The organism is Variovorax sp. PEI5, from assembly GCF_056679935.1.
Map to the genome: position 1 here is coordinate 310,582 of NZ_JBWXPH010000004.1, position 26,034 is coordinate 336,615.

20 protein-coding genes and 1 pseudogene are annotated in these 26,034 nt (G+C 71.7%); 9 read left to right on the plus strand and 12 right to left on the minus strand.

The genetic code is table 11. The features are described from left to right. Positions 1 to 4: 4 nt before the first annotated feature. Positions 5 to 1,618: an ABC transporter substrate-binding protein gene (locus AC1MLT_RS23150; protein WP_481036807.1), complete on the minus strand. Its 1,614-nt coding sequence runs from the start codon at positions 1,616 to 1,618 to the stop codon at positions 5 to 7. A 298-nt stretch (positions 1,619 to 1,916) separates the two neighbouring features. Between AC1MLT_RS23150 and AC1MLT_RS23155 the strand changes: the two are divergent. From AC1MLT_RS23155 to AC1MLT_RS23170, 4 genes and pseudogenes are all read left to right on the plus strand, one after another. After that, a pseudogene (locus AC1MLT_RS23155) lies at positions 1,917 to 2,993 on the plus strand (ABC transporter ATP-binding protein). After that, a complete protein-coding gene (locus AC1MLT_RS23160; RefSeq protein WP_481036809.1) occupies positions 2,990 to 4,000 on the plus strand; it encodes an ABC transporter ATP-binding protein in 1,011 nt (336 codons plus the stop codon). Before AC1MLT_RS23155 ends, AC1MLT_RS23160 begins: the two are co-directional and overlap by 4 nt. A 5-nt stretch (positions 4,001 to 4,005) precedes the next feature. Further along, positions 4,006 to 4,959: an ABC transporter permease gene (locus tag AC1MLT_RS23165; RefSeq protein ID WP_481036811.1), complete on the plus strand. Its 954-nt coding sequence runs from the start codon at positions 4,006 to 4,008 to the stop codon at positions 4,957 to 4,959. Then, a complete protein-coding gene (locus tag AC1MLT_RS23170) occupies positions 4,956 to 5,891 on the plus strand; it encodes an ABC transporter permease (RefSeq protein ID WP_481036812.1) in 936 nt (311 codons plus the stop codon). Before AC1MLT_RS23165 ends, AC1MLT_RS23170 begins: the two co-directional genes overlap by 4 nt. A 56-nt stretch (positions 5,892 to 5,947) precedes the next feature. On the opposite strand, the gene AC1MLT_RS23175 is transcribed toward AC1MLT_RS23170, so the two are convergent. After that, positions 5,948 to 6,409 carry an SET domain-containing protein gene (locus tag AC1MLT_RS23175; RefSeq protein ID WP_481036814.1) on the minus strand — a complete coding sequence of 154 codons (462 nt, stop codon included), beginning with the start codon at positions 6,407 to 6,409 and terminating at the stop codon, positions 5,948 to 5,950. Between the two features lie 195 nt (positions 6,410 to 6,604). Between AC1MLT_RS23175 and AC1MLT_RS23180 the strand changes: the two genes are divergently transcribed. Next, complete coding sequence (locus AC1MLT_RS23180) at positions 6,605 to 7,234, plus strand: DUF4142 domain-containing protein (RefSeq protein WP_481036815.1); 630 nt, start codon at positions 6,605 to 6,607, stop codon at positions 7,232 to 7,234. A gap of 25 nt (positions 7,235 to 7,259) precedes the next feature. Here the strand turns inward: AC1MLT_RS23180 and AC1MLT_RS23185 are convergent, their stop codons facing one another. Together AC1MLT_RS23185 and AC1MLT_RS23190 are read right to left on the minus strand one after the other, a co-directional pair. Then, positions 7,260 to 8,261 (minus strand): Bug family tripartite tricarboxylate transporter substrate binding protein, encoded by a 1,002-nt coding sequence (locus AC1MLT_RS23185; RefSeq protein ID WP_481036817.1) that lies wholly within the window; start codon positions 8,259 to 8,261, stop codon positions 7,260 to 7,262. A 1-nt stretch (position 8,262) separates the two neighbouring features. Beyond that, positions 8,263 to 9,300 (minus strand): glutamate cyclase domain-containing protein, encoded by a 1,038-nt coding sequence (locus AC1MLT_RS23190; RefSeq protein ID WP_481036819.1) that lies wholly within the window; start codon positions 9,298 to 9,300, stop codon positions 8,263 to 8,265. A gap of 123 nt (positions 9,301 to 9,423) precedes the next feature. On the opposite strand from AC1MLT_RS23190, the gene AC1MLT_RS23195 reads away from it, so the two are divergent. Next, positions 9,424 to 10,362 (plus strand): LysR family transcriptional regulator, encoded by a 939-nt coding sequence (locus AC1MLT_RS23195; protein ID WP_481036820.1) that lies wholly within the window; start codon positions 9,424 to 9,426, stop codon positions 10,360 to 10,362. Between the two features lie 9 nt (positions 10,363 to 10,371). Here the strand turns inward: AC1MLT_RS23195 and AC1MLT_RS23200 are convergent, their stop codons facing one another. The 3 genes from AC1MLT_RS23200 to AC1MLT_RS23210 all read right to left on the minus strand — a co-directional run bounded on the left by AC1MLT_RS23200 (position 10,372) and on the right by AC1MLT_RS23210 (position 13,441). Beyond that, positions 10,372 to 11,586 carry a CaiB/BaiF CoA transferase family protein gene (locus AC1MLT_RS23200; RefSeq protein ID WP_481036821.1) on the minus strand — a complete coding sequence of 405 codons (1,215 nt, stop codon included), beginning with the start codon at positions 11,584 to 11,586 and terminating at the stop codon, positions 10,372 to 10,374. A 1-nt stretch (position 11,587) separates the two neighbouring features. Continuing rightward, positions 11,588 to 12,409, minus strand: coding sequence for an enoyl-CoA hydratase/isomerase family protein (locus AC1MLT_RS23205; protein ID WP_481036822.1), 822 nt, complete (start codon positions 12,407 to 12,409; stop codon positions 11,588 to 11,590). Positions 12,410 to 12,490: 81 nt separating this feature from the next. After that, positions 12,491 to 13,441 carry a Bug family tripartite tricarboxylate transporter substrate binding protein gene (locus tag AC1MLT_RS23210; protein WP_481036824.1) on the minus strand — a complete coding sequence of 317 codons (951 nt, stop codon included), beginning with the start codon at positions 13,439 to 13,441 and terminating at the stop codon, positions 12,491 to 12,493. Between the two features lie 86 nt (positions 13,442 to 13,527). Here AC1MLT_RS23210 and AC1MLT_RS23215 point away from each other — a divergent pair, with 86 nt between their 5' ends. From AC1MLT_RS23215 to AC1MLT_RS23225, 3 genes are all read left to right on the plus strand, one after another. Further along, positions 13,528 to 14,211: a GntR family transcriptional regulator gene (locus AC1MLT_RS23215; RefSeq protein ID WP_481036826.1), complete on the plus strand. Its 684-nt coding sequence runs from the start codon at positions 13,528 to 13,530 to the stop codon at positions 14,209 to 14,211. A 515-nt stretch (positions 14,212 to 14,726) separates the two neighbouring features. Continuing rightward, the gene (locus tag AC1MLT_RS23220; protein WP_481036828.1) at positions 14,727 to 15,515 is read left to right on the plus strand and encodes an enoyl-CoA hydratase/isomerase family protein; all 789 of its coding nucleotides are present in this window, start codon (positions 14,727 to 14,729) and stop codon (positions 15,513 to 15,515) included. A gap of 40 nt (positions 15,516 to 15,555) precedes the next feature. Next, the gene (locus AC1MLT_RS23225; RefSeq protein ID WP_481036829.1) at positions 15,556 to 16,740 is read left to right on the plus strand and encodes an acetyl-CoA C-acyltransferase family protein; all 1,185 of its coding nucleotides are present in this window, start codon (positions 15,556 to 15,558) and stop codon (positions 16,738 to 16,740) included. A 45-nt stretch (positions 16,741 to 16,785) separates the two neighbouring features. Here AC1MLT_RS23225 and AC1MLT_RS23230 read toward each other — a convergent pair whose 3' ends face one another. The 5 genes from AC1MLT_RS23230 to AC1MLT_RS23250 form a co-directional block, all read right to left on the minus strand. Then, positions 16,786 to 17,361 (minus strand): SCO family protein, encoded by a 576-nt coding sequence (locus tag AC1MLT_RS23230; RefSeq protein ID WP_481036830.1) that lies wholly within the window; start codon positions 17,359 to 17,361, stop codon positions 16,786 to 16,788. Positions 17,362 to 17,446: 85 nt separating this feature from the next. After that, positions 17,447 to 17,953, minus strand: a complete 507-nt coding sequence (locus AC1MLT_RS23235) for a hypothetical protein (RefSeq protein WP_481036831.1) — start codon at positions 17,951 to 17,953, stop codon at positions 17,447 to 17,449. 22 nt (positions 17,954 to 17,975) lie between these two features. After that, the gene (locus tag AC1MLT_RS23240) at positions 17,976 to 23,438 is read right to left on the minus strand and encodes a putative Ig domain-containing protein (protein WP_481036832.1); all 5,463 of its coding nucleotides are present in this window, start codon (positions 23,436 to 23,438) and stop codon (positions 17,976 to 17,978) included. A gap of 230 nt (positions 23,439 to 23,668) precedes the next feature. Then, positions 23,669 to 25,345 (minus strand): class I adenylate-forming enzyme family protein, encoded by a 1,677-nt coding sequence (locus AC1MLT_RS23245; protein ID WP_481036834.1) that lies wholly within the window; start codon positions 25,343 to 25,345, stop codon positions 23,669 to 23,671. Beyond that, complete coding sequence (locus AC1MLT_RS23250) at positions 25,342 to 26,028, minus strand: ABC transporter ATP-binding protein (RefSeq protein ID WP_481036836.1); 687 nt, start codon at positions 26,026 to 26,028, stop codon at positions 25,342 to 25,344. Before AC1MLT_RS23250 ends, AC1MLT_RS23245 begins: the two co-directional genes overlap by 4 nt. Positions 26,029 to 26,034 lie beyond the last annotated feature (6 nt).

Genomic DNA, 26,034 nt, shown 5'->3' on the forward strand with positions numbered 1-26,034 from the left:
CCGCTCATGCCACGCTGATCGGCGTCAGGTCCTGGAACCACGACTGCGCCTGCACGAAGCCCTTGACCTTGCCGGACAGGGCGCGCGGATTGACATCGTGGGCCGCGAACAGGAACAGCGCCCGGTCGACTACCTGCGTGTGGACCTGGGCCAGGAGCGCGTCCTGGCGGGCGGCATCGGTCTCGGTCTGGATCTGCAGGAAGATCCGGTCGAGCGCCGGATCGCTGAACTTGCTCCAGTTGACGCCGGCGGGCGATGCCATGTTGGTCTGCAGGATGCGCGCGAAGGCGCGGAACGGATCGAACGGCCCCTGCGAGATGTTCAGCGCGGTGCAGCCGCGTGCCGCCGGCGAGCCGGCGCCGGCCTTCCAGCACTCGATCAGCGCCTGCCACTCGAAGACCTCGAACTCGACCTCGCGCAGGTTCTGCTGGATGAACTCGTTCATCGCCAATGGCTGCATCTGTCCCGAGCCGCTGCTGGAGATGGCGACCTTGGTCCTGAGCGGCTTGCTCCTGGAGTAGCCGGCCTCGGCCAGCAGCTTGCGCGCGGCATCGGGGTCGTGCGCCAGCTTGAAGGTCGGCGCGCCGTACCACGGGTGCCCGGCGGGCACGACGCCCTGGCCTTCGATCATCATGCCGCCCAGCAGCTCCTTCAGGCCCTGGCGGTCGATGCCCAGGTTCACGGCCTTGCGCAGCCGCACGTCGGTCCAGGGCGAGCCCGGCACCTGCGAGAGGAACCAGGTCCAGTTGTGCGGATAGGTGTTGGTGACGATCCTGAAGCCGGCCGCCTTGAGCGAGGGCACGGCATCGGGCGACGGCGCCTCGATGAAGTCGACCTGCCCGGAGCGCAGCGCCGCGATGCGCGCGTTGGCATCGGGGATCGGCAGCAGCACCAACCTGGCCGCCTTGGGAATGCGGTCCTTGTTCCAGTAGGCGTCGTTGCGCACCAGCACCGCGCGCTCGCGCTGGTTGTAGCTCTCCAGCTTCCACGGACCGGAGCCGACGGCCTTGGTGGCATACGCGACCCAGTCCTTGCCGGCGGCCTCCCAGGCGCCGCGATGCACGATGCCCATCCAGGTCAGGGCATAGGGCAGCGTGCCATCGGGCGTGGCCGTCTCCAGCCAGAAGGTCCGGGGGTCGGTCGCGCCCCAGGCGACCACACCGGGGATCTGTGGCAAGGCCTGGCTGAAGGCGCGCTGGTCGAACCAGGCGGCGTCGCGCTTGAAGGCGCGGTCGAAGCTGAAGACGACATCGTCGGCGGTCAGCACGTGGCCGTCGTGGAAGCGGACGCCCTCGCGCAGCGTGAAGATCCAGCGCTTCGGGTTGGCGGCGTCGGCCTTCCACGCGGTGGCCAGGCAGGGCATCAGCTTGGCCGGCTTGTCGGCGCTCGACAGGTCCCAGGCCACCAGCTGGTCGTACAGCGTCACGTTCATGAACCGCGCGCCTTCCCCGCCCTGGTCGGGGATGCCGTTGGTCGAGGGCACCGCGCTCACGGTCATGCCCACGCGCAGCACGCCCGACGGCGTCTGGGCATGGGCCATGTCGAGGCCCAGCAGCGAGGTGCCCCAGCTGGCGGCGCTGGCGAGAAGGAGGTCGCGGCGGTGGAGTGAAGTTGGCATGGGTGAGGTGTTCCGTCGGGAGTGGTGCGGTGGAAGAGGTCGATCGGGATTCGACCGAGTTGTACATGCAACTTGCGGGCCAGACCGATCCGCAGCCTTCCAGTCAGGGGAGCAAGGCCCGCCGCGCCTTCGTGCCGGCCCGCATCCGATGCGGTCGAATGGTGCATCGCGTACCGAAATGACGCAGCGCCACGACCGCATCGGGTGCCCACTCACCGGATGATCGTTCTCCACTTATTAGTACAGACAACTTGAGTGGTTCGGAGCCGGCTGGCGTGCGACTTGCTTGGGCAGGGGCATGCCCACGAACCACGCCGCGCATCTCCCTCCCCTGCCCGACCTCGGCGGCCCGGCGCAGCCGCTGCTGTCGGTGCGCCACCTGACCAAGCATTTCGCCCTCGCCGGACGCGGCCTGCGCCGTTCGCGCGACGTGGTGCGGGCGGTCGACGACCTCGGCTTCGACCTGCGCAAGGGCGAGACGCTCGGCATCGTCGGCGAGTCGGGTTGCGGCAAGTCCACGACCTCGCGCCTGATCATGTCGCTGCTCGCGCCGACCGCCGGCGAGATCGTCTTCGACGGCCAGATGGTCGGCGGCCGCGCCCTGCCGATGAAGGACTATCGCCGGCAGGTGCAGATGGTGTTCTAGGACAGCCATGCCTCGCTCAACCCGCGCCTGTCGATCGAGAACGCGATCGCCTTCGCGCCCCAGGTGCACGGCCTGGCGCGGCGCGACGCGCTGGCGCGGGCGCACGAGCTGCTCGACGCGGTGGGCCTGGCGCCGGCGCAGTTCGGCGCCCGCTTCCCGCACCAGCTCTCGGGCGGCCAGCGCCAGCGCGTCAACATCGCCCGCGCGCTGGCGCTGCGCCCGCGCCTGCTGATCCTGGACGAGCCGGTGTCGGCGCTGGACAAGTCGGTCGAGGCGCAGGTGCTCAACCTGCTGGTCGACCTCAAGGCGCGCTACGGCCTGAGCTACCTCTTCATCAGCCACGACCTGAACGTGGTCCAGTACATGGCCGATCGCGTGCTGGTGATGTACCTGGGCAAGGTGGCCGAGGTCGGCGCGGTCGACGCCATCTATGGCCGGCCGGCGCATCCCTACACCGCCGCCCTGCTGGCGAGCCGGCCGTCGATGGACCCGGCGCGCCGGCGGACGCGGCCACCGCTGCAGGGCGATCCGCCCAACCCGATCGATCCGCCCTCGGGCTGCCGCTTCCGCACGCGCTGCGCGCATGCCGAGGCGGTCTGCGCCGCCCAGGAGCCGGCCCTGGCCGTGCTGGCGGGCGGGCACGCGGCGGCCTGCCTGATGAACGCCCCGGGCAGCGGCCATCGCGCCGCGCCGGTGCGGCGCGTCGAAGCCGCGCGGGTGCTGGCATGACGAGCGCTCCCGACACCCCGCTGGTCCATGTGCGCGACCTGCGCGTGGCCTTCGAATCGCGCGGGCCGGGCGTGGCCACGGTGGCCGCCGTCAATGGCGTCGACTTCGACCTGGCGCCGCGCGAGACGCTGTGCATCCTGGGCGAATCCGGCTCCGGCAAGTCGGTCACGCTGCGTGCGCTGATGCGGCTCAACCCGGCGCGCACGACCCGCATGTCCGGCACGGTGCGGGTCGCCGGCCAGGACATCGCCGGCGCCAGCGAGGCGCAGATGACGGCGGTGCGCGGCCGCTCGGTGGCGATGATCTTCCAGGAGCCGATGACCGCGCTCGACCCGGTCTTCAGCATCGGCACCCAGATCGCCGAGACGGTGCGCCGGCACGAGGGCATCGACCGGGCGGCGGCGCGCCGCCGCGCGCTGCAGCTGCTGGAGCTGGTGCAGGTGCCCTCGGCCGCGCGGCGGCTCGACGCCTATCCGCACGAGCTCTCGGGCGGCCTGCGCCAGCGCGCGATGATCGCGATGGCGCTGTCGTGCCGCCCGCGCCTGCTGCTGGCCGACGAGCCGACGACCGCGCTCGATGCCACGGTGCAGATCCAGGTCCTGCTGCTGCTGCGCGAGCTGCAGCGCGAGATGGGCATGGGCCTGATCTTCGTCACCCACGACCTGGGCGTGGCGAGCGAGGTGGCCGACCGCATCGCCGTGATGTATGCCGGGCGCTTCGTCGAGGAGGCCGGCGTGTCGGACTTCCTGCGCCAGCCGATGCACCCGTATGCGCAGGGCCTGCTCGGCGCGACCGTGCACGCGGGCTCGCGCGGCCGCCCGCTCGTCACCATCGCCGGCGCGCCGCCGCGCCTGGACCGCCTGCCCGCCGGCTGCGCCTTCGCCGCGCGTTGCGATCGCGTGATGCCGGCCTGCCTGGACGCCATGCCCGCGCTGGCCGCCGCCGGCGCCGACCGCTCGGCGCGCTGCCTGCTCGTCACTCCTCCACGCACCGCCCTCGCGGCCTGAACCCCATGCTGTCCTATCTCCTGCGACGCGTCCTCTACGCGGTGCCGATCGCCCTGGCGGTCAGCGTCGTCTGCTTCCTGCTGGTGCACCTGGCGCCGGGGGATCCGATCAACGCCATCGTCTCGGCCGACACGCCGGCCGACGTGGTCGAGCAGGTGCGCCGCGAGTACGGCCTCGACCGGCCCTTGCCGACGCAGTTCGCGCTCTGGCTCGGCCGCGTCGCGCAGGGCGATTTCGGCAAGTCGATCGCCAGCGGACGGCCGGTGCTCGACGAGCTGGGCCCGGCGATCGTCAACACCCTGCGCCTGTCGCTGGGCGCCGCCGCCATCGGCTTCGCGCTGGGCACGGCGCTGGGCGTGGCGGCGGCGCTGGCGCGCGGCCGCTGGCCCGACAAGTCCATCGTCGCGCTGGCGGCGGCCAGCGTCTCGGTGCCGCACTACTGGCTGGGCATGGTGCTGGTGATCGTCTTCAGCGTCGTCTTCAATCTGCTGCCGTCGATGGGCGCGGGCGGCGGCGGCTCCGAGGCCTGGCGCTGGGACTGGGAGCACGTGCAGTACCTGGTGCTGCCGGCGCTGACCCTGAGCATCATCCCGATGGGCATCGTCGCGCGCACCGTGCGCGGCGTGGTGCTCGACGTCCTCGGCCAGGACTTCATCACCACCCTGCGCGGCAAGGGACTGCGCGGCGGCCGCATCGCGCTGCACGTGGTGAAGAACGCGGCGCCCTCGGTGCTGTCGATCATGGGCCTGCAGCTGGGCTACCTGATGGGCGGCTCGATCCTGGTCGAGACGGTGTTCTCGTGGCCGGGCACCGGCTTCATGCTCAACGGCGCCATCTTCCAGCGCGACATCCCGGTGCTGCAGGGCACGATCCTCGTGCTCGCGCTCATCTTCGTCCTGCTCAACCTGCTGGTCGACCTCATGCAGACCACGCTCGACCCCCGGATCAAACGCCAATGAACGCCACCGTGCTGCACCCGGACGCTGATGCCCTCGGCACCGCCGCCCCCGCCCTTTCCCCCATCCCCTCGACCAGCGCCGCCGCGCCGCCGGAGCGCGGTTACTGGCGCACCGTCGCCGGCCGGGTGCTGCGCGACCCGGTCACGCTGGCCTGCGCCATCGTCCTGGCCGTGATGCTGCTGGCCCTGCTGGCGGCGCCGCTCATCGCGCCCCACGATCCCTACCAGGGCAGCATGGGACAGCGCCTGAAGCCGATCGGCTCGCCGGGCCACTGGCTGGGCAACGACGAGCTCGGGCGCGACATGCTGTCGCGCCTGCTGTATGGCGGGCGGCTGTCGTGGTTCCTGGGCATCACGCCGGTGCTGATCGCACTGGCCATCGGCGGTACCCTGGGCATCGTCGCGGGCTATGCCGGCGGCTGGGTCAACATGGCCATCATGCGCACCACCGATGTCTTCTATGCGTTCCCGTCGGTGCTGCTGGCGGTGGCGATCAGCGGGGCGCTCGGCCCGGGGCTGGCCAACGCCATGCTGTCGCTGTGCCTGGTGTTCGTGCCGCAGATCATCCGCGTGGCCGAGTCGACCACCACCGCCGTGCGCAACCTCGACTACATCGAGTCGGCGCGGGCCAGCGGCGCCTCGGCCCTGACCATTGTGCGCGTGCAGTTGCTGCCCAACGTGCTCGGGCCGATCGTCGTCTACGCCACCAGCCTGATCAGCGTATCGATGATCCTGGCCTCGGGCCTGTCCTTCCTGGGTCTGGGCACCCGACCGCCTGAGGCCGAATGGAGCCTGATGCTCAACACGCTGCGCACCGCGATCTACACCCAGCCGCTGCTGGCGATGCTGCCGGGACTGTGCATCTTCGTCACCAGCACCTGCTTCAACATCCTGAGCGATGGCATCCGCGGTGCCATGGACGCCCGTCAGTGAGGCGTCGCGCCGGCCATCGGCGCCATGGCATGCATCCCCCGGCCCGCGCGCCGCGTTCAGGGCGGTGGCGCGGCCAGCGTGCCGCGACAGGCCGGCCGACCGCAGCGGCAGGGATAGTCGGCGGGCGATTCGCTCTCGTCGATGGTCAGGGCGTAGTCCAGAAACAGTTCGGCGCCGGCGGCGATGGAGCGCAACGTGACCAGCCGCAGGTCGATGCGACCGCGCGCGTCCGTCACCTCGACGGCCTGGCAGTTGGGCTCGCACGAGTGGTTGAGGAAGCGCGTGGCGTTGCCGCCCTCGCCGCCATCGATGGTGGTGCCATCGGACAGGCTGAAGAGATAGGTCAGGCCGTGGTGGCGGCGGCTCCAGTCGACTTCCAGCAAGGCCGCCTCGCCATAGCGCCGGCCCTCGTAGACGCCGATGCAGGTGCCCCGGGGCAGGCGGCGCAGGGCATGGACGCCGCGGCCATGCACCGGACTGGCGCGGACCTCGATCAGGGGTGGGGTCGATGGGGCCATGAGGACGATGCGGGAGGAAGGAAGAGGGCGGAAGGCGCGCCTCGAGCGGCGCCGGGCCGGACGCATGCAACGACCGCGCCAGCATCGTGTCGCACAGGGTGTGACACCTGCCGACTGCCATCAGGTGCAGTCCCTCTCCGACAAGCCGGCCGTGGCGCGCTCACCAGTCTTTTGGTTTTTACAGGACCCGACATCATGACCCAGACTCTGCAACGTCCCACCCGCATCGCCACCCTCTGCGGCGCCGTCCTGCTGCCCGTTCTGATGACCCTCGCCTCGGGCGCCCAGGCGCAGGCCGGCGGCGCGGCCACCACCGCGGCACCGATGGGAGCCACCACCGCCGCGCCGATGGGCGCGACCTCCGGTGCCATGCCCGGCAAGAACATGCGGGCCGACGCCGGCATGCTGCGCGACATCGCCCATGCCAACCTGGCCGAGATCGCCACCGGCAAGCTCGCGGCCGAGAAGGCGACCAATCCCAAGGTCAAGGAATTCGCGCAGCAGATGGTCGACGACCACACCAAGGCGCTCGACGAGGTCAACCAGCTGGCGCAGACCAAGGACGTCAAGCTGCCGACCGAGCCCGACCTCAAGCACAAGGCCTCCATGGCCAAGCTCAAGCTCATGAGCGGCAATACCTTCGACAAGAGCTACGTGAAGAACGCCGGCGTCGGCGACCACGTGGCGACCGAGAAGCTGCTCATGAAGACCCAATCGACCGCCCGCGACGCCGATGTGAAGGCCCTGGCCGGCAAGATGCTGCCGGTGGTGCAAGGCCACCTCAAGCACGCGCGCGAGCTCGACGGCATGGTCGCCGCCAAGTAAGGGTCCGGACGGGTCGGCTCCGCCGTCAGTCGAGCGTGATGTTCAGGCGGCGGATCAGATCACCATAGCGCTTCTCTTCCGTCGCCAGCACAGTCGCCAGTTCGTCCGAGGAACCGCCCACCACCTGTGCCCCGGCGCCCTGCAGTCGCTCCCGGACCGCCGGCAACTGCAGCACCGCCACCAGTTCGCGCTGCAACCGGGCGACGATCGGTCTTTGCGTGGCCGCTGGCGCCAGCACCGCCGTCCATGATTCGGCCTCGAAGCCGGGTATACCGGCTTCGGCGACCGTCGGCACGTCGGGATACTGCGCGAGCCGACGCGGCCCGGCCACCGCCAGCAGTCTCAGCTTGCCCGCCGCCACGTGCGACTGGACCGACGCCAGGGTGTCGAAGGCCATCGCGACGCGGCCCGAGATCAGGTCGAGATGGGCGGCGGAGCTGCCCTTGTAGGGCACGTGGATCATGTGCAGTCGCGCCAGGTCGTTGAACCACTGGGCGAAGACGTGCACGTTGCTGCCATTGCCCGCCGAGGCAAAAGCGACCTGGTCCGGTCTTGCGCGCACGTATGCCAACAGCTCGCCCACGCTGCGCACCGGCAGCGACGCCGAGGCCACCAGCACGATCGGGCTGCGCGTGGCCAGCATGACCGGGGCGAAATCCCTGACCGGATCGAAGGGCAGGTTGGGCACCAGGGCCCGCCCGAAGACATGCGAACTCACCACCAGGGCCAGCGTGTAGCCATCGGGCTCGGCCTTGGCGACCGCGGCCGTGCCGATGGCGCCATTCGCGCCGGGGCGGTTCTCGACCACCACCGGCTGCCCCAGCCGGGGCGCCAGCGCATCGGCCAGCAGGCGCGCCACCACGTCGGCGCCACCGCCGGCGCCATACGGAACCACCAGCCTCACGGGGCGCGCGGGATAGTCGGCGCCGGTGCCATCGGCCGCGCCGACCCGCATCGTCGCCAGCATCGATGCCGCGAGCAGAGCGCCGCCCAGTACGCGCCGGCGGCCCGGAAGGGACGGGCCCATCTCAGCGCTCCAGCCGGCCATGCGACAACCCCCGGTCCGGCGGCGCGATGTTGACGCGCACCATGTCGCGCAGCAGCTGCACGATGGCCATCGAGCTTTCGCCCTCCGTGCCGTCGACGATGAAGCGCGAGGTGCAATAGCGCATTTCCCAGCCGCCGGCGTCCAGGCAGGCCGTGACGATGCGGCGCTCCAGTTCCGGCGTCTGCACCAGATCGATGTTCTTCTTCAGGAAACCGAGCATGGCGGCGATGCCGTAGGCGCCCCAGTTGGAGACCGAGGCCGGCAGGAAAATGTCGGTCGGCACCACCGTCGGCACGCCGGTCCCGCCTTCGTACTGGCAGCGACGGCCGTAGGGATGGAAGTCCTGCATGAAGGCGTGGATGCGACCGAAGCCGATCTCGTTGGCGTTGTCGCCGATGCCGATCGACAGCACCTCACGCCGTGCGGCCTCCGCGAAGAGCGGACTGAAGTCGACATAGTTCTTCGGCACCACGCCGGTCGAGTAGTGCACCAGCCCCTGGTCGTTCGGCCCCAGCCGCTCGATGGCGATGATGGCCTTCGGCCGATGGGTGTCGAGCAGTTCGCGGGCCCAGGCTTCCATGGCGTCCTGACGGGTCGGCGCGGTGACCAGGCTCGCGCCCATGCGCCGCTGCTTGGCCAGCTCGTGGTCGCGCACCATGATGCCCGCCGCCTGGCTGGCCGCCACCACCGGCGGCGCATGACATTCCTCGGTGACATAGACCGGCACCGCTTCCAGGCCCCAGAACAGGGCCCGCGCCAGGGCGGCGGCACCGGGCGGGCCGTCGCTCTCGCCGTTGGGCGCTTCGGGCGCATAGCCGGCGCCGGTGACGATGAGCACCGTGTCGCCCGGCTGCACGCGGTCGACCAGCGCCTCGGCGGCGCGCGCCGTGATCGGACGGCCACCACCCTCGCGCCGTGCCTCGTCGTAGATCGGTCCGATGATGTGGTGGTTCATGGCACGGTTGCGCATCTCCACGGTGACGAGCCGGTCCACGTTCGCGCCAATGATGTCTGCCAATTCGATGCTCCTGGAAAGGACCCCGGGATGGGGTCGTCTGCCAGTGATGATCGGCATGGGACGCAATAATGTCGAATCGAAATAGCGGCGGTCGGAATAAGCGGATGTTATGCTTTTCGATCGATGAAGAAGCCTTTCGATGCCACACCCCAGCGCCCCCTGAACTTCCGCCAGCTGGAGGCATTCCGCGCCGTGATGCTCTCGGGCAGCATGACGCGCGCGGGCCAGCTCATGAGCATCTCCCAGCCGGCGGTGACGCGGCTGATCCGCGACCTGGAGCACGAGTTGCGCCTGTCGCTGTTCCATCGCCATGGCTCCCAGCTGGTGCCCAGCGACGAGGGCCAGCAGCTCCATCGCGAGGTCGAGCGCCATTTCTCGGGCGCCGAGCGCATCCGCGAGGCGGCACGCGCGATCCGTGAATCCAATGCCGGCTACCTGCACGTCGGCGCGATGCCCAACCTGGCGGTGAGCTGCCTGCCGCAGGCCGTGGGCCTGTTCCGCCAGGCCTATCCGGAGGTCGTCGTCTCGGTACATCCGGACAACTCGCTCGCCCTGGTGGAGATGATCGCGCACGGCCAGCTGGACCTGGCGTTCGGCGTTCTGCCGGCGGACCGCCACGACATCGACCACGATCCCTGCCCGGTGACGCACGCGGTCTGCGTGATGCCGGCCTCGCACCGGCTGGCGTCGAGGAAGCAGGTCACGGTCGCCGACCTGGACGGCGAGGATTTCATCTCGCTGGGCCTGCGCAGCGTGCTGCGCATGCAGATCAACGCGGCGCTGCTGGCCTCGGGCGCGCGGCCCCGGGTGCGGCTGGAGATCGTGCATTCGCCTACCGTCATCAGCTATGTGCGGCAGGGCGTCGGCATCTCGGTGGTGGACCTGTTCGCGGCCCGGGGCCCCGGCTGCGAGGAGCTGGTGGTGAAGCCCTTCGTGCCGCGCATCTCGCTGAATTTCTCGGTCCTCTACCGCGACAACGGCGGCCGCTCCGCCAGCGCCCTCGCCTTCTCGCGGATCCTGTTCGACATCGCGGCCGAGATCGCGCGCACGCAGGGCGCCTGAGGCTCCGACTCAGGCGCGGTACTGCGCCAGCACCCCGTCACGTTCCAGCGCGGCCAGCTCGTCGGTCTCGAAGCCGGCCTCGCCCAGCACCTCGAACGTGTGCTCGCCCACATGCGGCGCGCGGGAGCCGTTGAAGGGCGCCACGCCATCGAAATGGATCGGGCAACCCAGCGACCGGGTGGTGCCGCCCGCCGGGTGCTCGACATCCACCACCATGTCGATGGCGCGCGCCTGCGGATGCTCCATGGCCTGGCCGACGTCGTGCACCGGTCCGACCGGCACGCCCTGCGCCTCGAAGACCGCGATCCAGTGCTCGGCGTCGTGCGCCAAGAGTTCGGCCGTGATCATGGCCTCCAGCGTCTGGCGGTGGGCCAGGCGATCGCGACCGCTCAGGAAGCGCGGGTCGGCGATCCACTCCGGATGCCCCAGGACCTGCGCGATGCGGCTCCAGTTGGCCTGGTTGCCGCCGCCCAGCGCGATTGCGCCCTGGCGGCAGGCGAAGGTCTGGTAGGGCGCAATCAGCGGATGCGCCGTGCCCATCGGCTCGGCGATCGCGCCGTTGAAGAAGTAGGCCGCCGCGAACCAGTACATCTGCTGCATCGAGGCCTGCAGCAGCGAGGTGTCGACATGGCTGCCCTGCCCAGTGCGCAACCGCTTCACATAGGCGGTGACGACGCCGAGCGCGGCCAGGATGCCGGCATTGATGTCCGAGACCGAGTTGCCCGGCTTGGCGAAGTGCCCCGGGCCATCGCCGGTGACGCTGATGAGGCCCGAGAAGGCCTGCAGCACCAGGTCGAAGCCGCCATGCCCGGCCAGCGGGCCGGCCGGGCCGTAGCCGCTGATCGAGCAATGGACGAGCTGCGGATTGATCAGCCGCAATTGCTCGTAGCCCAGTCCGAGCGCGTCGAGCTTGCCGCGCCGGAAGTTCTCCGTCACGACATCGCAGCGCGCCACCAGGCGCTCGACCACCCGCCGGCCTTCCGGCCTGCGGATGTCCAAGGCGACCGAGCGCTTGCCGCGGTTGAGCATCAGGAAGCCCGGCGCCAGGCCCGGGTCGCCCGGCTTGGCATAGCCGCGCGCATCGTCGCCGGCGGGGAATTTCTCGATCTTGATGACCTCGGCACCCATGTCCGAGAGCATCAGCCCGCAGGTCGGGCCGGCCATGATCTGGGACAGCTCCAGCACCCGCACGCCGGCCAGCGGCAGCTCGTCGCGGTGCGTCATCTCAGCGGCCCTTGAAGACCGGTGGGCGCTTGTCCTTGAAGGCGGCCAGCGCCTCGCCGACGTCCTCCGTCGCCAGGCTGGCGCGGTAGTCGGCGCGCGCGATCTCCTCGTCGTACTGCTGGCGGCCGATGGCATTGAGGACGCGCTTGGTCGACACCAGCGGCACCGGGGCCATGGCCAGCAGTTCGTCGATCCAGCGCCGCAGCTCGGCGTCGAACTCGGCGCGCGGCACCAGCGCGTCGAGGTAGCCGATGGCGCGCATCTCGGCGGCATCGATCTGGCGCGCGGTCAGGAACAGCTTCTTGGCCGCGCCCAGGCCCAGGCGCGAGACCCAGCGCCGCAGGCCGTGGCCGTAGTAGTGCAGGCCGAGCCGCGCGGCCGGCATGAACATGCGGATGCCCTCGGCGCCGATGCGGAAGTCGCAGGCCAGCGCCAGGTCGGTCGAGCCGCCGAAGACCGGCCCGTCGAGCCGGGCCAGGGTCACGGCGCGCGTGTTCTCGATCTCGTCGGTCAGCAGCTCGAAGGTGTTCTCGGCGTTGGTCGTCGCGGTGGTGCCCAGGCGCGTGAGGTCGAAGCCGGAGCTGAAGGTGCGGCCCTCGCCGGCGAAGACGATCACGCGCACATCGGCGCGGCCATCGAGCTCGCGCAGGTAGCCGCGCAGGATGCCGACGTCGTCGGGCTCGATGCGGTTGTGCGTGGCCGGGCGGCGGAAGGTGATGGTCGCCACGGCGCCATCGATGGCCAGCGCCGGCGGCTGCGACGCAACGGCGGCGGTGGCGGTGGCGGTGGCGGGCGGCGTATCGGTGGCGGAGGAGTCGGTCATGGGTGGTGGGTGGGTGGAATATGAAGGAATGGAGAAGCAGCGCGCACGGGCGGTGGCGGACCGCCGGCCGCGATGCCGGCCTCAGTCGAAGCGCAGGTTCTGCTCGCGGATCAGGCGGCCCCAGCGGGCGAAGTCGCGCCGCATCAGGTCGGCGGCGGCCTGTGGCGTGCCGGCGACCACCTCGCTGCCGAAGGACACCATGCGGTCGCGCACGGCCGGCGTGGCGAGCGCCGCGTTCAGCGCGGCATTCAGGCTGGCGACCACCGGCGCCGGCAGGCCCCGAGGCCCGGCGATGACGAACACGCCCTGCGCGTCGAAGCCCGGCACGCCCTGCTCGGCCACCGGCCTGACGCCGGGCAGCGCCGGCACCTCGCGCAGCGAGGTCACGCCGATCGCCCGCGCCCGGCCCTGCTGCACCACCGGCACCGCCGGCCCGATGGTCGCGACCGACACCTTCACCTCGCCCGCCATCAGGTCGTTCATGGCCGGGCCGGCGCCGCGATAGGGCACGTGGACCATGAAGGTCCGGGTGCTGGACTTGAGCAGTTCGCCCGAGAGCTGGTGGATGGTGCCCAGGCCGGAGGTCGAATAGCTCAGCGAGCCGGGCGACCGGCGCATCAGCGCGACCAGCTCGGGAATGTCGCGGACCGGCAGCGAGGGATGCACCAGGAACGCCAGCGGCGACTGGCTGACGATGCCCACGTACGAGAACGAGGTCACCGGGTCGTAGGGCACCTTGCGCGCGTTCGGCACGATGGTCAGCGGGCCGCCGTCGAGCAGGCCGAGGGTCAGGCCGTCGGGCGGCGCGCCGGCGACCAGCTCGGCGGCGATGGCGCCGCCGGCCCCGGGCTTGTAGTCGACCACCACCGGTTGCCCCAACACCTTCTCCATCACCGGCGCCAGGTCGCGCGCAACCTGGTCGGCCGAACCGCCGGGTGTGTAGCCGAGCACCAGCCGGATCGGTCGGGTCGGCATCCAGGGCTCCTGGGCCAGGGCGCTGCCGCAGGCCGCGAGGAAGAGACCCGTCGCCACGACGTGGCGTCTGGAGAAAGAGGCGATCGATGGCATGCTTCGATATACTTTGATGTTCTATTTGTATATTACGAAGACCCATCCGTATGCATGACAGTGCAAACCCTCAGAGCGGCCTGACGCTCGCCGCCCACATCCGGCAGACGGTCATCGATGACCTCTCGCAGGGCGCGCTGGCGCCGGGCATGGCGCTGGACGAGCAGGCGTTGTGCACCCGGTTCCAGGCCTCGCGCACGCCGGTGCGGGAGGCCATGCTGCAACTGGCGGCCGAGGGCTTCGTGACGGCCGGCTCGCGCAGCGGCGTGGTGGTCCCCAAGCTGTCGATCGCGCGCCTGCGCGAACTGCTCGAGCTGCTGGCGGAGATGGAGGCGGCGGCCGCGAAGTTCGCCACCCGCCGGCTCGATGCCCCGGCGCGCGCGGCGTTGCGCGCGGCCTTCGAGCATTGCGAAGTGGCGGCGGCGGCGGCCGATCCGGCCGCCTACCACGACGCCAACGACCACTTCCACCAGGCGATCTACGAGGCGGCGCGCAACCAGATGCTGGCGCACCAGATCCGTATCCTGCGCACGCGCTGCGCCGCCTACACGCAGGACCGCTTCGAGTCGCCCGGGCGCATCGGCCGCTCGCTGGAGGAGCATCGTCATCTGCTCGCCGGCATCGAGAGCGGTGACCCGGCGCGCGGCCATGCCGCCATGCTGGAGCACATCTCGATCGGCGGGCGCGACTTCGCCGAATTCGTCAGTCGCCTGCCCCCGGCCTACGTCGGCTGAATCAAAAACCCTGAGCAGTCCAAACGCCGCACTGCACAACACTGCGCCGCACAGCGTGAGCTTTTCAGGATGCTGAGGTCGACATATCTAGCTGCTGACTCATTCCCAATGCAGTTTTTAAGCAGGCTTTGAACTAGATCACCAAAGTTTCTGACCTACGGGGGGATAGGTGACGTAGAAGGCCTCAGAAACTCACTGACTCAGCTTGGCACATCCGCGGCTAATTGGATGCGCAAACTAAATCGCTGTCTCGCACAGAGAAACCCGCGCTTTGGCCAGGATAGAAACGATCGCAGGCTACCTACGCCGCTACAAGAGCCTATGGGCCCGGATCGATTTCAACGGCCTGCCTCGTGCGCGACAGGCGGTGCAGCTGCCGGCTCGTCAAACGCGATCCGGCGGTTCATACTTTGCCCGGCTCCCGGGCATGCCCCGGCGCACCCCGCCATGCCGCCCGGCGGCTTCGAACCGACGAATCCCATGCCGAAGAATCCCCTCCCCCACGGACATCCCGCATGACCACGACGACCGACGCCCCCCTGCTGACGGGCCGCGACGGCGCGGTGGCCACCCTGCGCTTCAACCGGCCGGCGGCGCTCAACGCCATCGATCCGCCGATGGCCCGGGCCTTCCTGGCCGCCGTGCGGGAGATCGCCGCCGACCGCACGGTGCGCGCGGTGCTGCTGAGCGGGTCCGGCAAGGGCTTCATGGCCGGCGGCGACCTGGCCGTGCTGAGCGCTGACCCGCAAGGCGGCGCGGCCGAGCTGATCGGTCCGCTGCACGAGGCCCTGACGCTGCTCGACACGCTCGACGCGCCGGTCGTGGCCCAGGTCCATGGCGTGGCGGCCGGTGCCGGCCTGAGCCTGATGCTGCAGGCCGATCTCGTGCTCGCCGCCACCGGCACGCGCTTCAACCTCGCCTATGCCAACATCGGCGCCAGCTGCGACGTCGGCGCTTCCTGGGCGCTGCCGCGCCGGGTCGGATTGCGCCGCGCGCTGGAGATCGCGCTGCTGGGCGAGACCCTCGACGCCGAGGCCGCCGAACGCATCGGCCTGGTCAACCGCGTGGTGCCGGCCGCCGACCTGGAGGCCGAGGCGCTGGCCCTGGCGCGCCGCCTGGCCGCCGGACCGACCGTGGCGCTGGGCCACCTGCGCCGGCTGCTGCGCTCGTCCTTCGACCGCGACCTGCCGGCTCAGCTTGATGCCGAGGCCGCCGCCTTCCAGGCCTGCGCCGCCACCGACGATTTCCGCATCGGCGTGGACGCCTTCCGCGCGCGCACGCCGCCGGCCTTCACGGGCCGCTGAACGCGCGCCTTCGCTCGACCCTTCTTGGAGACCCCACCCCATGACCCTGCCCGACATCTTCGTGATCGGCACCGCCCGCACCGCCATCGGCACCTTCGGCGGCGCCCTCAAGGACGTGCCCAACACCCAGCTCGCCATCACCGCCGTCAAGGCCGCAATCGAGCGCAGCGGCGTGCCGGCCGACGCCATCGGCCACGTGGTGATGGGCAACGTCATCCCCACCGACGTCAAGGATGCCTACCTGAGCCGCGTCGCCGCCATCGATGCCGGCTGCCCGGTCGAGACGCCGGCGTTCAACGTCAACCGCCTGTGCGGCTCGGGCCTGCAGGCGATCGTCTCGGCGGCGCAGGCGATCGCCCTGGGCGACTGCGACATCGCCATCGGCGGCGGCTCCGAGTCGATGAGCCGGGGCCCGTACTTCGACACCGCCGCGCGCTATGGCGCGCGCATGGGCGACGCGGTGCTGGTCGACTACATGCTGGGGATCCTGCACGACCCGTGGGAGAAGATCCACATGGGCATCACGGCCGAGAACGTGGCCGCGCGCCATGGCATCACGCGCGAGCAGATGGACGCGCTGGCCGCGACCAGCCAGCAGCGCGCGGCGGCGGCCATCGCGGCGGGCCGCTTCAAGGAGCAGATCGTCCCGGTCGAGGTCAGGACGCGCAAGGGCACGACGCTCTTCGACACCGACGAGCACGTGCGCGCCGACACCACCGTGGAAGCGCTGGCGAAGATGAAGCCGGCCTTCAGGAAGGACGGCGCAGTGACGGCGGGCAATGCCTCGGGCATCAACGACGGCGCCGCCGCCGTGGTGCTGGCGAATGCCGAGCGGGTGCGCTCCCTGGGCCTGAAGCCGCTGGCGCGCCTGGTGGGCTATGCGCACGCGGGTGTCGAGCCGGCCTACATGGGCATCGGCCCGGTGCCGGCGACGCGCCAGGTGCTGGCGCGCACCGGCCTGAAGGTGGCGGACTTCGACGTCATCGAATCGAACGAGGCCTTCGCGGCGCAGGCCTGCGCGGTCATCAAGGAGCTGGGTTTCGACCCGGCCAAAGTGAATCCCAACGGCTCGGGCATCTCGCTGGGCCACCCGGTGGGCGCCACCGGCGCCATCATCACGACCAAGGCGATCGCCGAGCTGCACCGCACCGGCGGACGCTATGCGCTGGTGACGATGTGCATCGGCGGCGGCCAGGGCATCGCGGCGGTGTTCGAGCGGGTCTGAGGAGGGGGCGACGGCCGCGCCGTCCGGCCCAGGCCCACGCCCGCGCTAGGCCGGCCGGGCCGCCAGCTCGGTCATCAGGCGCACCACCTCGGCCGCCGGCGGCAGGTCGACGCTGCGCAAAGCCAGCCGGCCGCGCCGGTCGAACAGGTAGACCTGCGTGGTGTGGCGATCGGCGCCGGCGCGCCGGCCCTGCAGGAAATCCAGCCAGCGATCGAGATCGGCGACCGCCGGCGCGGCGGCGCGCCACAGGCCGCCGGCACCGAAGCGACCGAGCCAGGCGGCTAGCGCCTTCGGATCGTCGGCCAGGGGATCGATGCTGGCCGAGACCAGCTGCAGGTCCTCGACCGCCGGTCGACGCGCGAGCAGCAGGCGCTCGGCCTCCGCGAACAGCGCGCCCTGGATCGGACAGGTCGCGCTGCAGCCGGTGAACATCAACTGCACGGCCGTCACGCGGCCCCCGAACAGCGCGGCCGGCGCCAGCTGGCGGCCATCCTGCAGCCGCAGGCGCACCGCCGGTGGCGCCTCCGGCGGCAGCACCAGGCCGCCATGGGCGCGCGCCGGTCCGACGCGGGTGGCGCCGGCCAGGACGGCGGCGGCGCAGAGCAGATGACGGCGTTGCATGGAAATGTGACTCGCTGGATGGATCGGGAACGGAGAAAGCGGATGGCACGTGGGCCGGACGGCGACGGCGGCGGCGGTGGCGGATTCAGGACGGCGGCGGATGCGACAGGCGCGCCCACAGCGCCTGGCACTGCGCGGCGTCGATCTCGTAGCGCGGCATGGCCGCGTCGATCACCACCCAGGCCGGGTCGACCCCCTCGCGCAGCAGGCGGCACAGGCTGTCGGCGTCGTAGCGCGAGGGCGGACCGCCGCGCCGGGCCAGGGCCCGGGCCAGGGTCGCGGGACCGAGCGCCGGACCGAAGGCGGCGGCGCTGGGCGGGCGCTTCGATCCGTCGACGGCGTGGCAGTTGACGCAGCGCGTGGCCACCACGGGCAGCAGGTCCGGATGGCCAGCCAGCCGGCCGCGCAACGGCCCGGCGGCGGCGGCGTCGCCGCTGCCGATCGGGCCCGCATCACCCGCGCCGCCGAGGCCCAGCAGCAGCCGCTCGCCCAGGTCGGTGCGCTGGCGCGCCTGCAGGTGACGCTGCGCGAGGGGCGCCAGCAGCAGGCCGGCCACCAGCAGCATGATCGCCACCACCAGGCGCTGCTTCATGGGATGCTCCGCCCTGCCGTCGTCACTGGTAGCGACATGACTTGACCACGCCCGGGGCCGGGTCGCCGAAGGTGCCGTTGTAGCAGGCGATGCGACCGCTCAGGCCGGTCTTGAAGGCCCACTGGGTGCCGGCGCCATACCAGACCGTGGCGCTCACACCCGTGGGCAGCGCGCAGGTCTGGTTCTCGCCGGCGCAGAGCGTGGCCGTGGACGGCGGCGTCGCGCTGGGCGCGCTCGGCGGGGTGGCCGTGGCGGTCACCACATAGCGACACGTCTTGGCCGTGCCGAAGACCGGATCGCCGAACACGTCGTTGCCGCAGGCGATCGAACCGGTGACGCCGGTCTTGCTGCGCCAGAGGCTGCCGGCGCCATACCAGACCGTGGCCGTCGCGCCCGTCGGCAGGGTGCAGGTCTGGCCCTCGCCGCCGCAGGCGACCGCCGTCGATGGCGGCGCGCTGCCGGCGGTGCTGACCACGTAGCGGCACGACTTGGCGACGCCCCAGACCGGATCGCCGAACAGGTCGTTGCCGCAGGCGACAGCGCCGGTCAGGCCGGTCCTGACGGCCCACTGGTCGTTGGCGCCATACCAGACGGTGGCCGTGCTGCCGGCTGGCAGGTTGCACGTCTGGCCCTCGCTGCCGCAGGCGATGGCGGTGGACGGTGGCGTGGCGGTCGGCGTCGTGCCACCCCCCGTGCCGCCGGTGCCGCCGGTGCCGCCCGTGCCGCCGGTGCCCGCCGTCGGCGCGGCCTCCTCGGCGCCGATCTGCTGCAGGTAGGCCGCCAGATTCGCCAGGTCGCCGCCGGCGACGGTGTTGCCAGCATGTGCCTGCACCGCCTCGGCCAGCGTCGCGGCGCGGCCGTCGTGCAGGTAGGGCGCGGTGGCCCAGACGTCGCGCAGCGTCGGCACGTCCAGCGCGCCGAGCGTGGCGCCCAGACGCTGGCCGCTGCTCGGGCGCAGGGTGCCGACGTCGCGCAGCGCGTTGGCGTCGGAGCTGATCGTGAAGGCCGCGCCGGCATGGCAGCTGGCGCAGTTGGCGGCGGCGAAGACCGCCTTGCCGGCAACCGCCGCCGGGGTCAGCGAGGCATCGGCGTTGCGCAGCGGACTGGGCGCGAAGGTATCGAGCGAACCCAGATAGGCCGCCAGGGCGTCCAGGTCGGCGCTGACGCCGGCCTTGCGGTCGCCCAGCGGCCGGGCGCGGGTGCCGGTGGCGAACTGGGCGTCGGTCATGAGACCGGTGCCGCCGGCGAGGTCGCGGATCTGGCCCTCGAAGTCCTGCACCTCGTCGAAGTTGCCGCTCCAGTGCAGCAGGCCGTGGCCGATGCCGGCGCGGCCGCGGATCGCGACCGTGTTGCGCAGCCCCTCGCCCAGGCCCGTGAAGTCCCAGGTGCGGCCGTCGTGGCCGGCATCGGAGTGGCAGCTCGCGCAGCTCATGTAGCCATCGCGCGCCAGGCGGGTGTCGCGGGCGTCGTAGAACAGCTGCTTGCCGCGCAGCACCTGGGCGCCGAGCTTCTCGGTGGCGATGGTCGCCAGCGTGGTCCGCACCGGCAGGCTGGTCTGGCCGAAGCCGACCAGCGGCCGCAGGTCGTAGACGCCGACCGAGCGGTCCATGAAGTTGGCGACGAACAGCGTCTGGCCGTCGCCCGAGACCGCCAGCGCCTGCGGCGCGCGGCCGGCATCGACACGGAACAGCTCGCGCCGGCCGACCGGATCGACGACGGCGATCTGCCGGCTGGTCTCCAGCGCCGTGAACAGGTAGGCGCCGCTCGGATGGAACACGCTGGCGCTGGCCAGGCTGGCGTTGTCGTGGTCGATGCGGGCGCCGGCGTCCTCCGCCAGGGTGCCCAGCGCGATGCGCGAGTCGATGGCGCGCACGGTGTTCTCGAAGTTCAGGTCGAGCCCGTCGCGCCGCCGGCCGCGCTGAATGTTGTCCTGCTTGGAGGGCACCCAGGCCGACAGGCCGTCCGGCGCGATGGCCGGGGCGCCCAGGTAGTTGGGCACGCCGCGGCCCTGGGTGGTGCTGTCGGCCCTGGCGCTGTGCGCCAACACGATGGTCTTCCTGCGCGCCAGCGGCGCGGTCGCCACGGCCCAGACCTCGCCGCCGGTGGCCGCGCCATCGCGCGTGGTGCCCACGGTGGCGGTGTCCTCGCCCGGCTGCGGCGGGCTGACGAAGCGCGCGACCAGCAGCTGCGCGCCATTGGCCGACACCGCGATGTGGCGCGGCGCCCCGGGCAGGTCGAGCGCGGCCAGGGTGGCGCCGCCGGTGTCGAGCTGCAGCAGCCGCGAGCTCGCCTCCAGGCTCACATAGACGCGGTCGCCGGCCGGCGCCGCCACCACGCCCCAGGGCTGCGAGGCCCGTGGCAGCGCGAGCGTGCGCAGCACGGCGCGGCTGCCGGTGTCGATGACGCTGATGCTGGCGCCGTCGCGATTGGCGACCCAGGCCTGGCGCAGGCCCGGCAGCAGGGTCACGGTGCGCGGTCCCTTGCCGACCGCCACCTCGGCCAGCCGGGCATAGGTGGCGCCGTCGAAGACGCTGACCGAATCGTTGTCCGGATTGACCACCCACAGCCGGGCGCCCTGGGTCGAGGTGGCCGGCTCCCACGCCAAGGCGCTGGTGGCGTTGGGCGCCGCGCCACCGGCGGTGGTGGTGCCCGCCACGGCCTGGGTGAAGCGGTAGACCGTCTCCTGGCCGGTGGTGTCGCGCACGCGTGCCGTCACCGTGTAGAGCCCGGGCGCGTCGTAGCGGTGGGTGGTGGAGGACGAGGTGGAGAAGGCGGTCGCCGCGCTGCCGTCGCCGAAGTCCCAGGCGAAGCGCAGGCCGGTGGTGTCGCCGGCGACCTGGGCCGTGAAGCTGGCCGTGCCGCCGCTGGAGATGACCGGCGCGGCGACGGTGGGCGCCGGCGGCGCCAGCGAACGCACGCGCCAAGTGAAGGTGGTGGACGAGGCGGCGCCGGCCCGGTCGGTGGCCGTGACCGTCACCGCATAGGTGCCGGCGGTGGTGACGCGGCCGGTGATGGCGCCGGAGTCGGCGCGCAATGTCAGGCCCGGCGGCAGGCCGCTGGCGGCAAAGCGCAAGGGCTCGGACTGGTCGTCGGAGGCGACGATGTCCAGCGCCACCGTGTCGCCCGGCTGGTGGGTCTGGTCGCCCGGCGAGCCCACGACCGGGGCGTAGTTGGTGGTGACGCCGGCACTGAAGGAGACCGTCTTCTCGCCGGTGGTGCCGGCGGCGATCTGGCGGAAGTCGCCGTCGACGATCGGATTGCCCCAGTTCGCGCCATCGGCGCTCAGGTAGACCCGGAAGCGCGCGAAGGTGCCATTGCCGCCGCCCGGGCGCGGCAGGTAGCGCAGGCCGCCCAGGCGCTGCGCCGAGCCCAGGTCGACCACGACGCTGTGCGGCGGCGGCGGCGAGGTGGGGGCGTACTGCGTGTGCCAGAAGGTGTTGGCGTCGCCGTCGATGGCGCGGGTGACGGCGCCGTTCTCGGCCGCGCGCTCCTCGCTGTCGGCGCTGATCTTCCAGGCGCCGCGCGCCAGCGGCTGGCCATTGGCGTCGAGCAGGTTCAGCTCGGCCATCGAGCCCCAGGGATTGCCACCGATCTCGCCGAGCTGCTCCAGCCTGACGAAGCGCACCGCCCCGGCGGCATCGACGCGCCACAGGAAGTCGGTGCTGACGGCGCCCTCGGCATTGCCGGCCAGCACGGTGACGGTGTAGCGACCGGGCACGGTCGGCGTGCCGCGCAGGGTCTGGCTGGCGCTGTCGTAGCTCAGGCCCGGCGGCAGGTTGGTGACCTCGAAGCGCGTGGCGCCGGCGGCCGCCAGGGCCAGCGACGCGGCGCGGCCGACGGTGGCCGACTGCTCCAGGATCGGCAGCAGGCGCGGCGTGCCGCCGGCCGCCAGCGTGAAGATCCGGGCCACCGAGGGCACGCCATCGGCATTCAGCGCGAACAGCATGTACTTACCCGGCAGCGCCCAGCCCGGGTTGCTCGGCAGGCTCACGGCATAGCGGTTGTCGCCGGTCGGCGCGTGGCGCAGGGTCAGGCGCCGCTGGTCGTTGTTGACGGTGTGCGTGACCGAGGACAGGCGGATCAGCGCGAAGGACGCGATCGGGCCGTCGGTGGCCACGGACAGGTCGCTGCCATAGACGGCGCTGGTCGGCGCCTCGTTGATGACCGGGCGCGTGGCGGCGCTGCCGTCGTCGTTGAACAGGTAGTGCGGCGAGAAGATCTGGGCGTCGGCATGGTTGGCGGCGCAGCCGGCGCCGCACAGGCCGCCACCGGCCGAGAGCACGCGCGCATCGGGCAGCAGCAGCGCCACGCTGTGGTAGTTGCGCGGCACGCTCATCGGCGCCAGGGTGGTGAAGGTCTCGCCGACCGGATCCCACAGCTCGGCTGGCAGCACGCTGGTGTTGTCCGAGAACGGCACCGCGTAGCTCTGGCCGCCGACCACCATCACCTGCCCATTGGGCAGCACCAAGCTGTTGTGGAAGGCGCGGGCGTAGGCCATGGGCGCGAGCTTGCGCACCCGGGCCTCGGCGCGGATGTCGATCGCGTAGCTCGCCGCCGTGGCGTTGCTCTCCTGGTAGGCCGGCGAGCCGCCGACCTTCAGGATCTTGCCGGTGTCGTACATGACGGCATTGCCGCTCATGCTGTCGGCATCGTCGCCACGCGGTCCGGCCGGCTGCGCGCGGCCGCCGCCGGTGGTGTCGATCCAGTGCATGCGGCTGCTGGGGCCGGCGTGGAAGACCTGGCCATTGCCCGCCGGCAGCAGCCACATGTGGTTGTCGGCGCGGTAGATGCCGGCCGGGTCGCCGGTGACGAAATCGTCGACCTTCACGCCGCCCAGCAGGGTCCAGCCGGTCGCCTCGGTCCAGATCTCGGCATGCTTGCCGCCCTGCCCACCGGCCCAGGAGCCGCCGAGCGTGAAGACCGAACCATCGCGCAGCAGGGTGTTGGCCTGGTAGGCGCGCGGGATGCGCAGCGTCGAACCGACGGACCAGGCGCCGGTCGCGGGGTCGTAGAGACTGGTCTTGTCGGCATTGGAGCCGCCGCTCACCAGGATCCGGCCATCGGCGAGGTTGGTGGTGCCGGGGCAGAACATGTTCTGCCCGGTCAGGTTGACGAAGCGTTCGGTCGACTGCCCGGTCGCCGGATCGAACAGGGCCGTGTAGGCCTGGCCGACATCGGTGAAGCCGAAGCGGTCGTTGGCCGACCAGAACAGCACGCGGCCATCGGGCAGGTGGGCCGCCGAGGCCGGCACCAGTGGCAGCGTGATCCGCGCGCCCCAGCGCCCCGCGCTCGGCAGGGCCGGCTTGCGGGCGCCGGCGGAGCTCAGGGTGGGCGCGCCGGCGACGGATGCGACGGCCGGTGTCGACGCGGTGCTTCCCGTGGCATTGCCGCCGTCGCCGCCGCCGCAGGAGACCAGCAGCAGGGCGCAGATCAGCCCAATCCAGTAAGAGGGAATTCCCCGGGATTCCCGAACTTGTGCGTGCATGGCACGTCCTTTTTTGATTTTTCAGACAAAACGTGTACTAACGTATGACATTGTAAAAATCAAAAGGCCGTTTCGGAAACAAAACTACTACTTTATGATCTGTTTTTTCGCCTTTATGACTTTTCCGATGCGCGCGCGCGTCACCGCACCATCGGCGAACGATGCAACGGCGTGTCGGACAAGGGAACGGCGAGCCGCCGGACGGCGACGCGCGGGGCGGTCGGCGCGGCTCAGCCGCGGTCGTCGGCCGGCGTGGCCAGCCGGTCGCGCAGCTCGCGCTTGAGCAGCTTGCCGCCGGCATTGCGCGGCAGCGGGGACTCGGCCCAGGTCAGGGTCTCGGGCACCTTGTAGTCGGTCAGCCGCGCGCGGCAGTGGGCGCGCACCGCCTCGTCGTCGCGCGCCAGACCGGGCGCGTGGATGAAGGCATGCACGCGTTCGCCCAGCACCGGGCAGGGGCGCCCCACCACGGCCGCCTCGACCACCCCGGGCAGCGCCATCAGCACATGCTCGACCTCGACCGAATAGATCTTGAAGCCGCCGCGGTTGAGCATGTCCTTCTTGCGGTCGACCAGGCGCACGAAGCCCTCGGCATCGACCTGGCCGAGGTCGCCGGAATGCCAGTGGCCGCCGGTGAAGGCGGCGGCCGTCGCCTCCGGGTTGTCCCAGTAGCCGCGCACCACCATCGGCCCGGCGATCCAGAGCTCGCCGGTGGCGCCGGCGGGCAGCTCGCGGCCGTCCTCGTCCATCACGCGCACGTCGGCGCAGGGCAGCGGCACGCCGACGGTGTCGGCATGGTCGCGCGTCAGGCCCGGCGGCATCAGGGTGGCGGGCGAGGTGGTCTCGGTGGCGCCATAGGCGTTGACCAGCGTCAGGCCGGGCAGCCGCCGCGCCATCGCGTCGATGGCGGCCACCGGCATCGGCGCCCCGCCATAGCCGCCGACGCGCCAGCGCGAGAGATCGGCGCCTTCGAGCGCCGGGCTCATCAGGCACAGCGTGTACATGGCCGGCACCATCAGGGTGTGGGTCACGCGCTCGGCCGCCATGACGGCGATGAAGCCGGCGGCCTTGAACTCCGGCAGCAGCACGACCGTGCCGCCCACGTGCGCCAGCGCCAGGATGATGGCGACCAGTCCGGTGACGTGGCTGGCCGGCACCGCCAGCGCCGAGCGGTCGCCGGCGCGCAGGCCCATGCAGACCTCGTAATGGCGCACCGAATGCGCGATGTTCAGGTGCGTGAGCATGGCGCCCTTGGGGCGGCCGGTGGTGCCGGAGGTGTAGAGGATGAAGGCCGTGTCCTCCGGCCGCACCTCGCACGGCTCGATGCGGGGCGTGCCGGACGCGGCCAGCGTCGCCAGGTCGACGAAGGCCGCCCTGCCCGCCCCCGCCTCCGCCTCCACCCCCGCTCCCGGCTCCTGCGTCCCGGCCACCACCCGCAGGCGCAGCCCCGGCACCTCGGCGACATCGGGCACGCGATCGGCCAGCGCGGCATCGGCCACGATGGCACGAGCGCCGCACTGCCCGAGCATGTAGGCCAGGCCCGGGCGCTGCTCGCGCTCGCCGATCGGCACCGCGATGGCACCCAGGCGCTGCAGCGCGAACAGCACGGCGACGAAGGCCGGCTGGTTGCCCATGAACAGCGCGACGCGGTCGCCGGCGCCGATGCCATGCGCCGCCAGGCCACCGGCGAGGCGCGCGACCTCGGCGTCGAGCCGCGCATAGGACCAGCGGCGGTCGCCGCAGACCACGGCCTCGGCGTCGGGCCGGGTCCGCACGGCGGCCTCGAGCAGCGCATGCACGCTGGCCGGGCGCTCGACGAAGCAGCGCACCACGCGGTCGCCATGCAGACCCTCGCAGCGCATCGCCGGCACGCCGCCGGGCAGCGCGTCCCACGGCGAGGCGGCCGTCACGCCAGCGCCTCCGGCAGCGCGTCCGGGGCCGGGGCCGGCCCGGGCGCCACGTTGGCGCCGCGCTCGATCACGTACTCCACATCCACCAGCCGGCGCGAATGGTTGAGGTCCGACTGCGCGATCAGCACCGCGAGATCGCCGCCGCGCAGGCCGGCGATCACCTCGCCCAGGCGCATCGACAGGGCCGGCGCCACGCCCTCGAAGGGCTCGTCGAGCAGCAGCAGCCGCGTGCCGACGGCGAGCGCGCGCGCCAGCGCGACCAGTTTCTGCTGGCCGCCCGACAGCAGCAGCGCGCGCCGCTCGCGCATCGCCGCCAGCTCGGGCAGCACGCCATAGACGAAATCGAGCCGCTGCGCGATGGCGCGCGAGCGCGTCGCCCACAGCGGCACCAAAATGTTCTCCTCCACCGTCAGCTCCGGCACCAGGCCCCGGTCCTCCGGCATGTAGCCGATGCCCCGGGCGGCGCGCTCGTGGCGGCCGAGCGAGGCCAGGTCCCGGCCGTCGAAGGCGATGCGACCGCTCGAGGGCGCCAGGTGGCCCATGACCGAGCGCAGCAGGGTCGTCTTGCCGGCGCCGTTGCGCCCGATGAGTCCGGCCATGCGGCCGGCGGCGACGTCGAGGGACAGGCCCCGCAGCACCTGGACGGAGCCGATGGCGACGTGGATCGATTCGATGGCGAGCATGGCGAT

Coding starts and splice junctions, on each gene's coding strand:
- AC1MLT_RS23150 (WP_481036807.1), bottom strand. CDS start 1,618: ATGCCAACTTCACTCCACCGCCGCGACCTCCTTCTCGCCAGCGCCGCC.
- AC1MLT_RS23160 (WP_481036809.1), top strand. CDS start 2,990: ATGACGAGCGCTCCCGACACCCCGCTGGTCCATGTGCGCGACCTGCGC.
- AC1MLT_RS23165 (WP_481036811.1), top strand. CDS start 4,006: ATGCTGTCCTATCTCCTGCGACGCGTCCTCTACGCGGTGCCGATCGCC.
- AC1MLT_RS23170 (WP_481036812.1), top strand. CDS start 4,956: ATGAACGCCACCGTGCTGCACCCGGACGCTGATGCCCTCGGCACCGCC.
- AC1MLT_RS23175 (WP_481036814.1), bottom strand. CDS start 6,409: ATGGCCCCATCGACCCCACCCCTGATCGAGGTCCGCGCCAGTCCGGTG.
- AC1MLT_RS23180 (WP_481036815.1), top strand. CDS start 6,605: ATGACCCAGACTCTGCAACGTCCCACCCGCATCGCCACCCTCTGCGGC.
- AC1MLT_RS23185 (WP_481036817.1), bottom strand. CDS start 8,261: ATGGGCCCGTCCCTTCCGGGCCGCCGGCGCGTACTGGGCGGCGCTCTG.
- AC1MLT_RS23195 (WP_481036820.1), top strand. CDS start 9,424: ATGAAGAAGCCTTTCGATGCCACACCCCAGCGCCCCCTGAACTTCCGC.
- AC1MLT_RS23200 (WP_481036821.1), bottom strand. CDS start 11,586: ATGACGCACCGCGACGAGCTGCCGCTGGCCGGCGTGCGGGTGCTGGAG.
- AC1MLT_RS23205 (WP_481036822.1), bottom strand. CDS start 12,409: ATGACCGACTCCTCCGCCACCGATACGCCGCCCGCCACCGCCACCGCC.
- AC1MLT_RS23215 (WP_481036826.1), top strand. CDS start 13,528: ATGCATGACAGTGCAAACCCTCAGAGCGGCCTGACGCTCGCCGCCCAC.
- AC1MLT_RS23220 (WP_481036828.1), top strand. CDS start 14,727: ATGACCACGACGACCGACGCCCCCCTGCTGACGGGCCGCGACGGCGCG.
- AC1MLT_RS23225 (WP_481036829.1), top strand. CDS start 15,556: ATGACCCTGCCCGACATCTTCGTGATCGGCACCGCCCGCACCGCCATC.
- AC1MLT_RS23230 (WP_481036830.1), bottom strand. CDS start 17,361: ATGCAACGCCGTCATCTGCTCTGCGCCGCCGCCGTCCTGGCCGGCGCC.
- AC1MLT_RS23235 (WP_481036831.1), bottom strand. CDS start 17,953: ATGAAGCAGCGCCTGGTGGTGGCGATCATGCTGCTGGTGGCCGGCCTG.
- AC1MLT_RS23240 (WP_481036832.1), bottom strand. CDS start 23,438: ATGCACGCACAAGTTCGGGAATCCCGGGGAATTCCCTCTTACTGGATT.
- AC1MLT_RS23250 (WP_481036836.1), bottom strand. CDS start 26,028: ATGCTCGCCATCGAATCGATCCACGTCGCCATCGGCTCCGTCCAGGTG.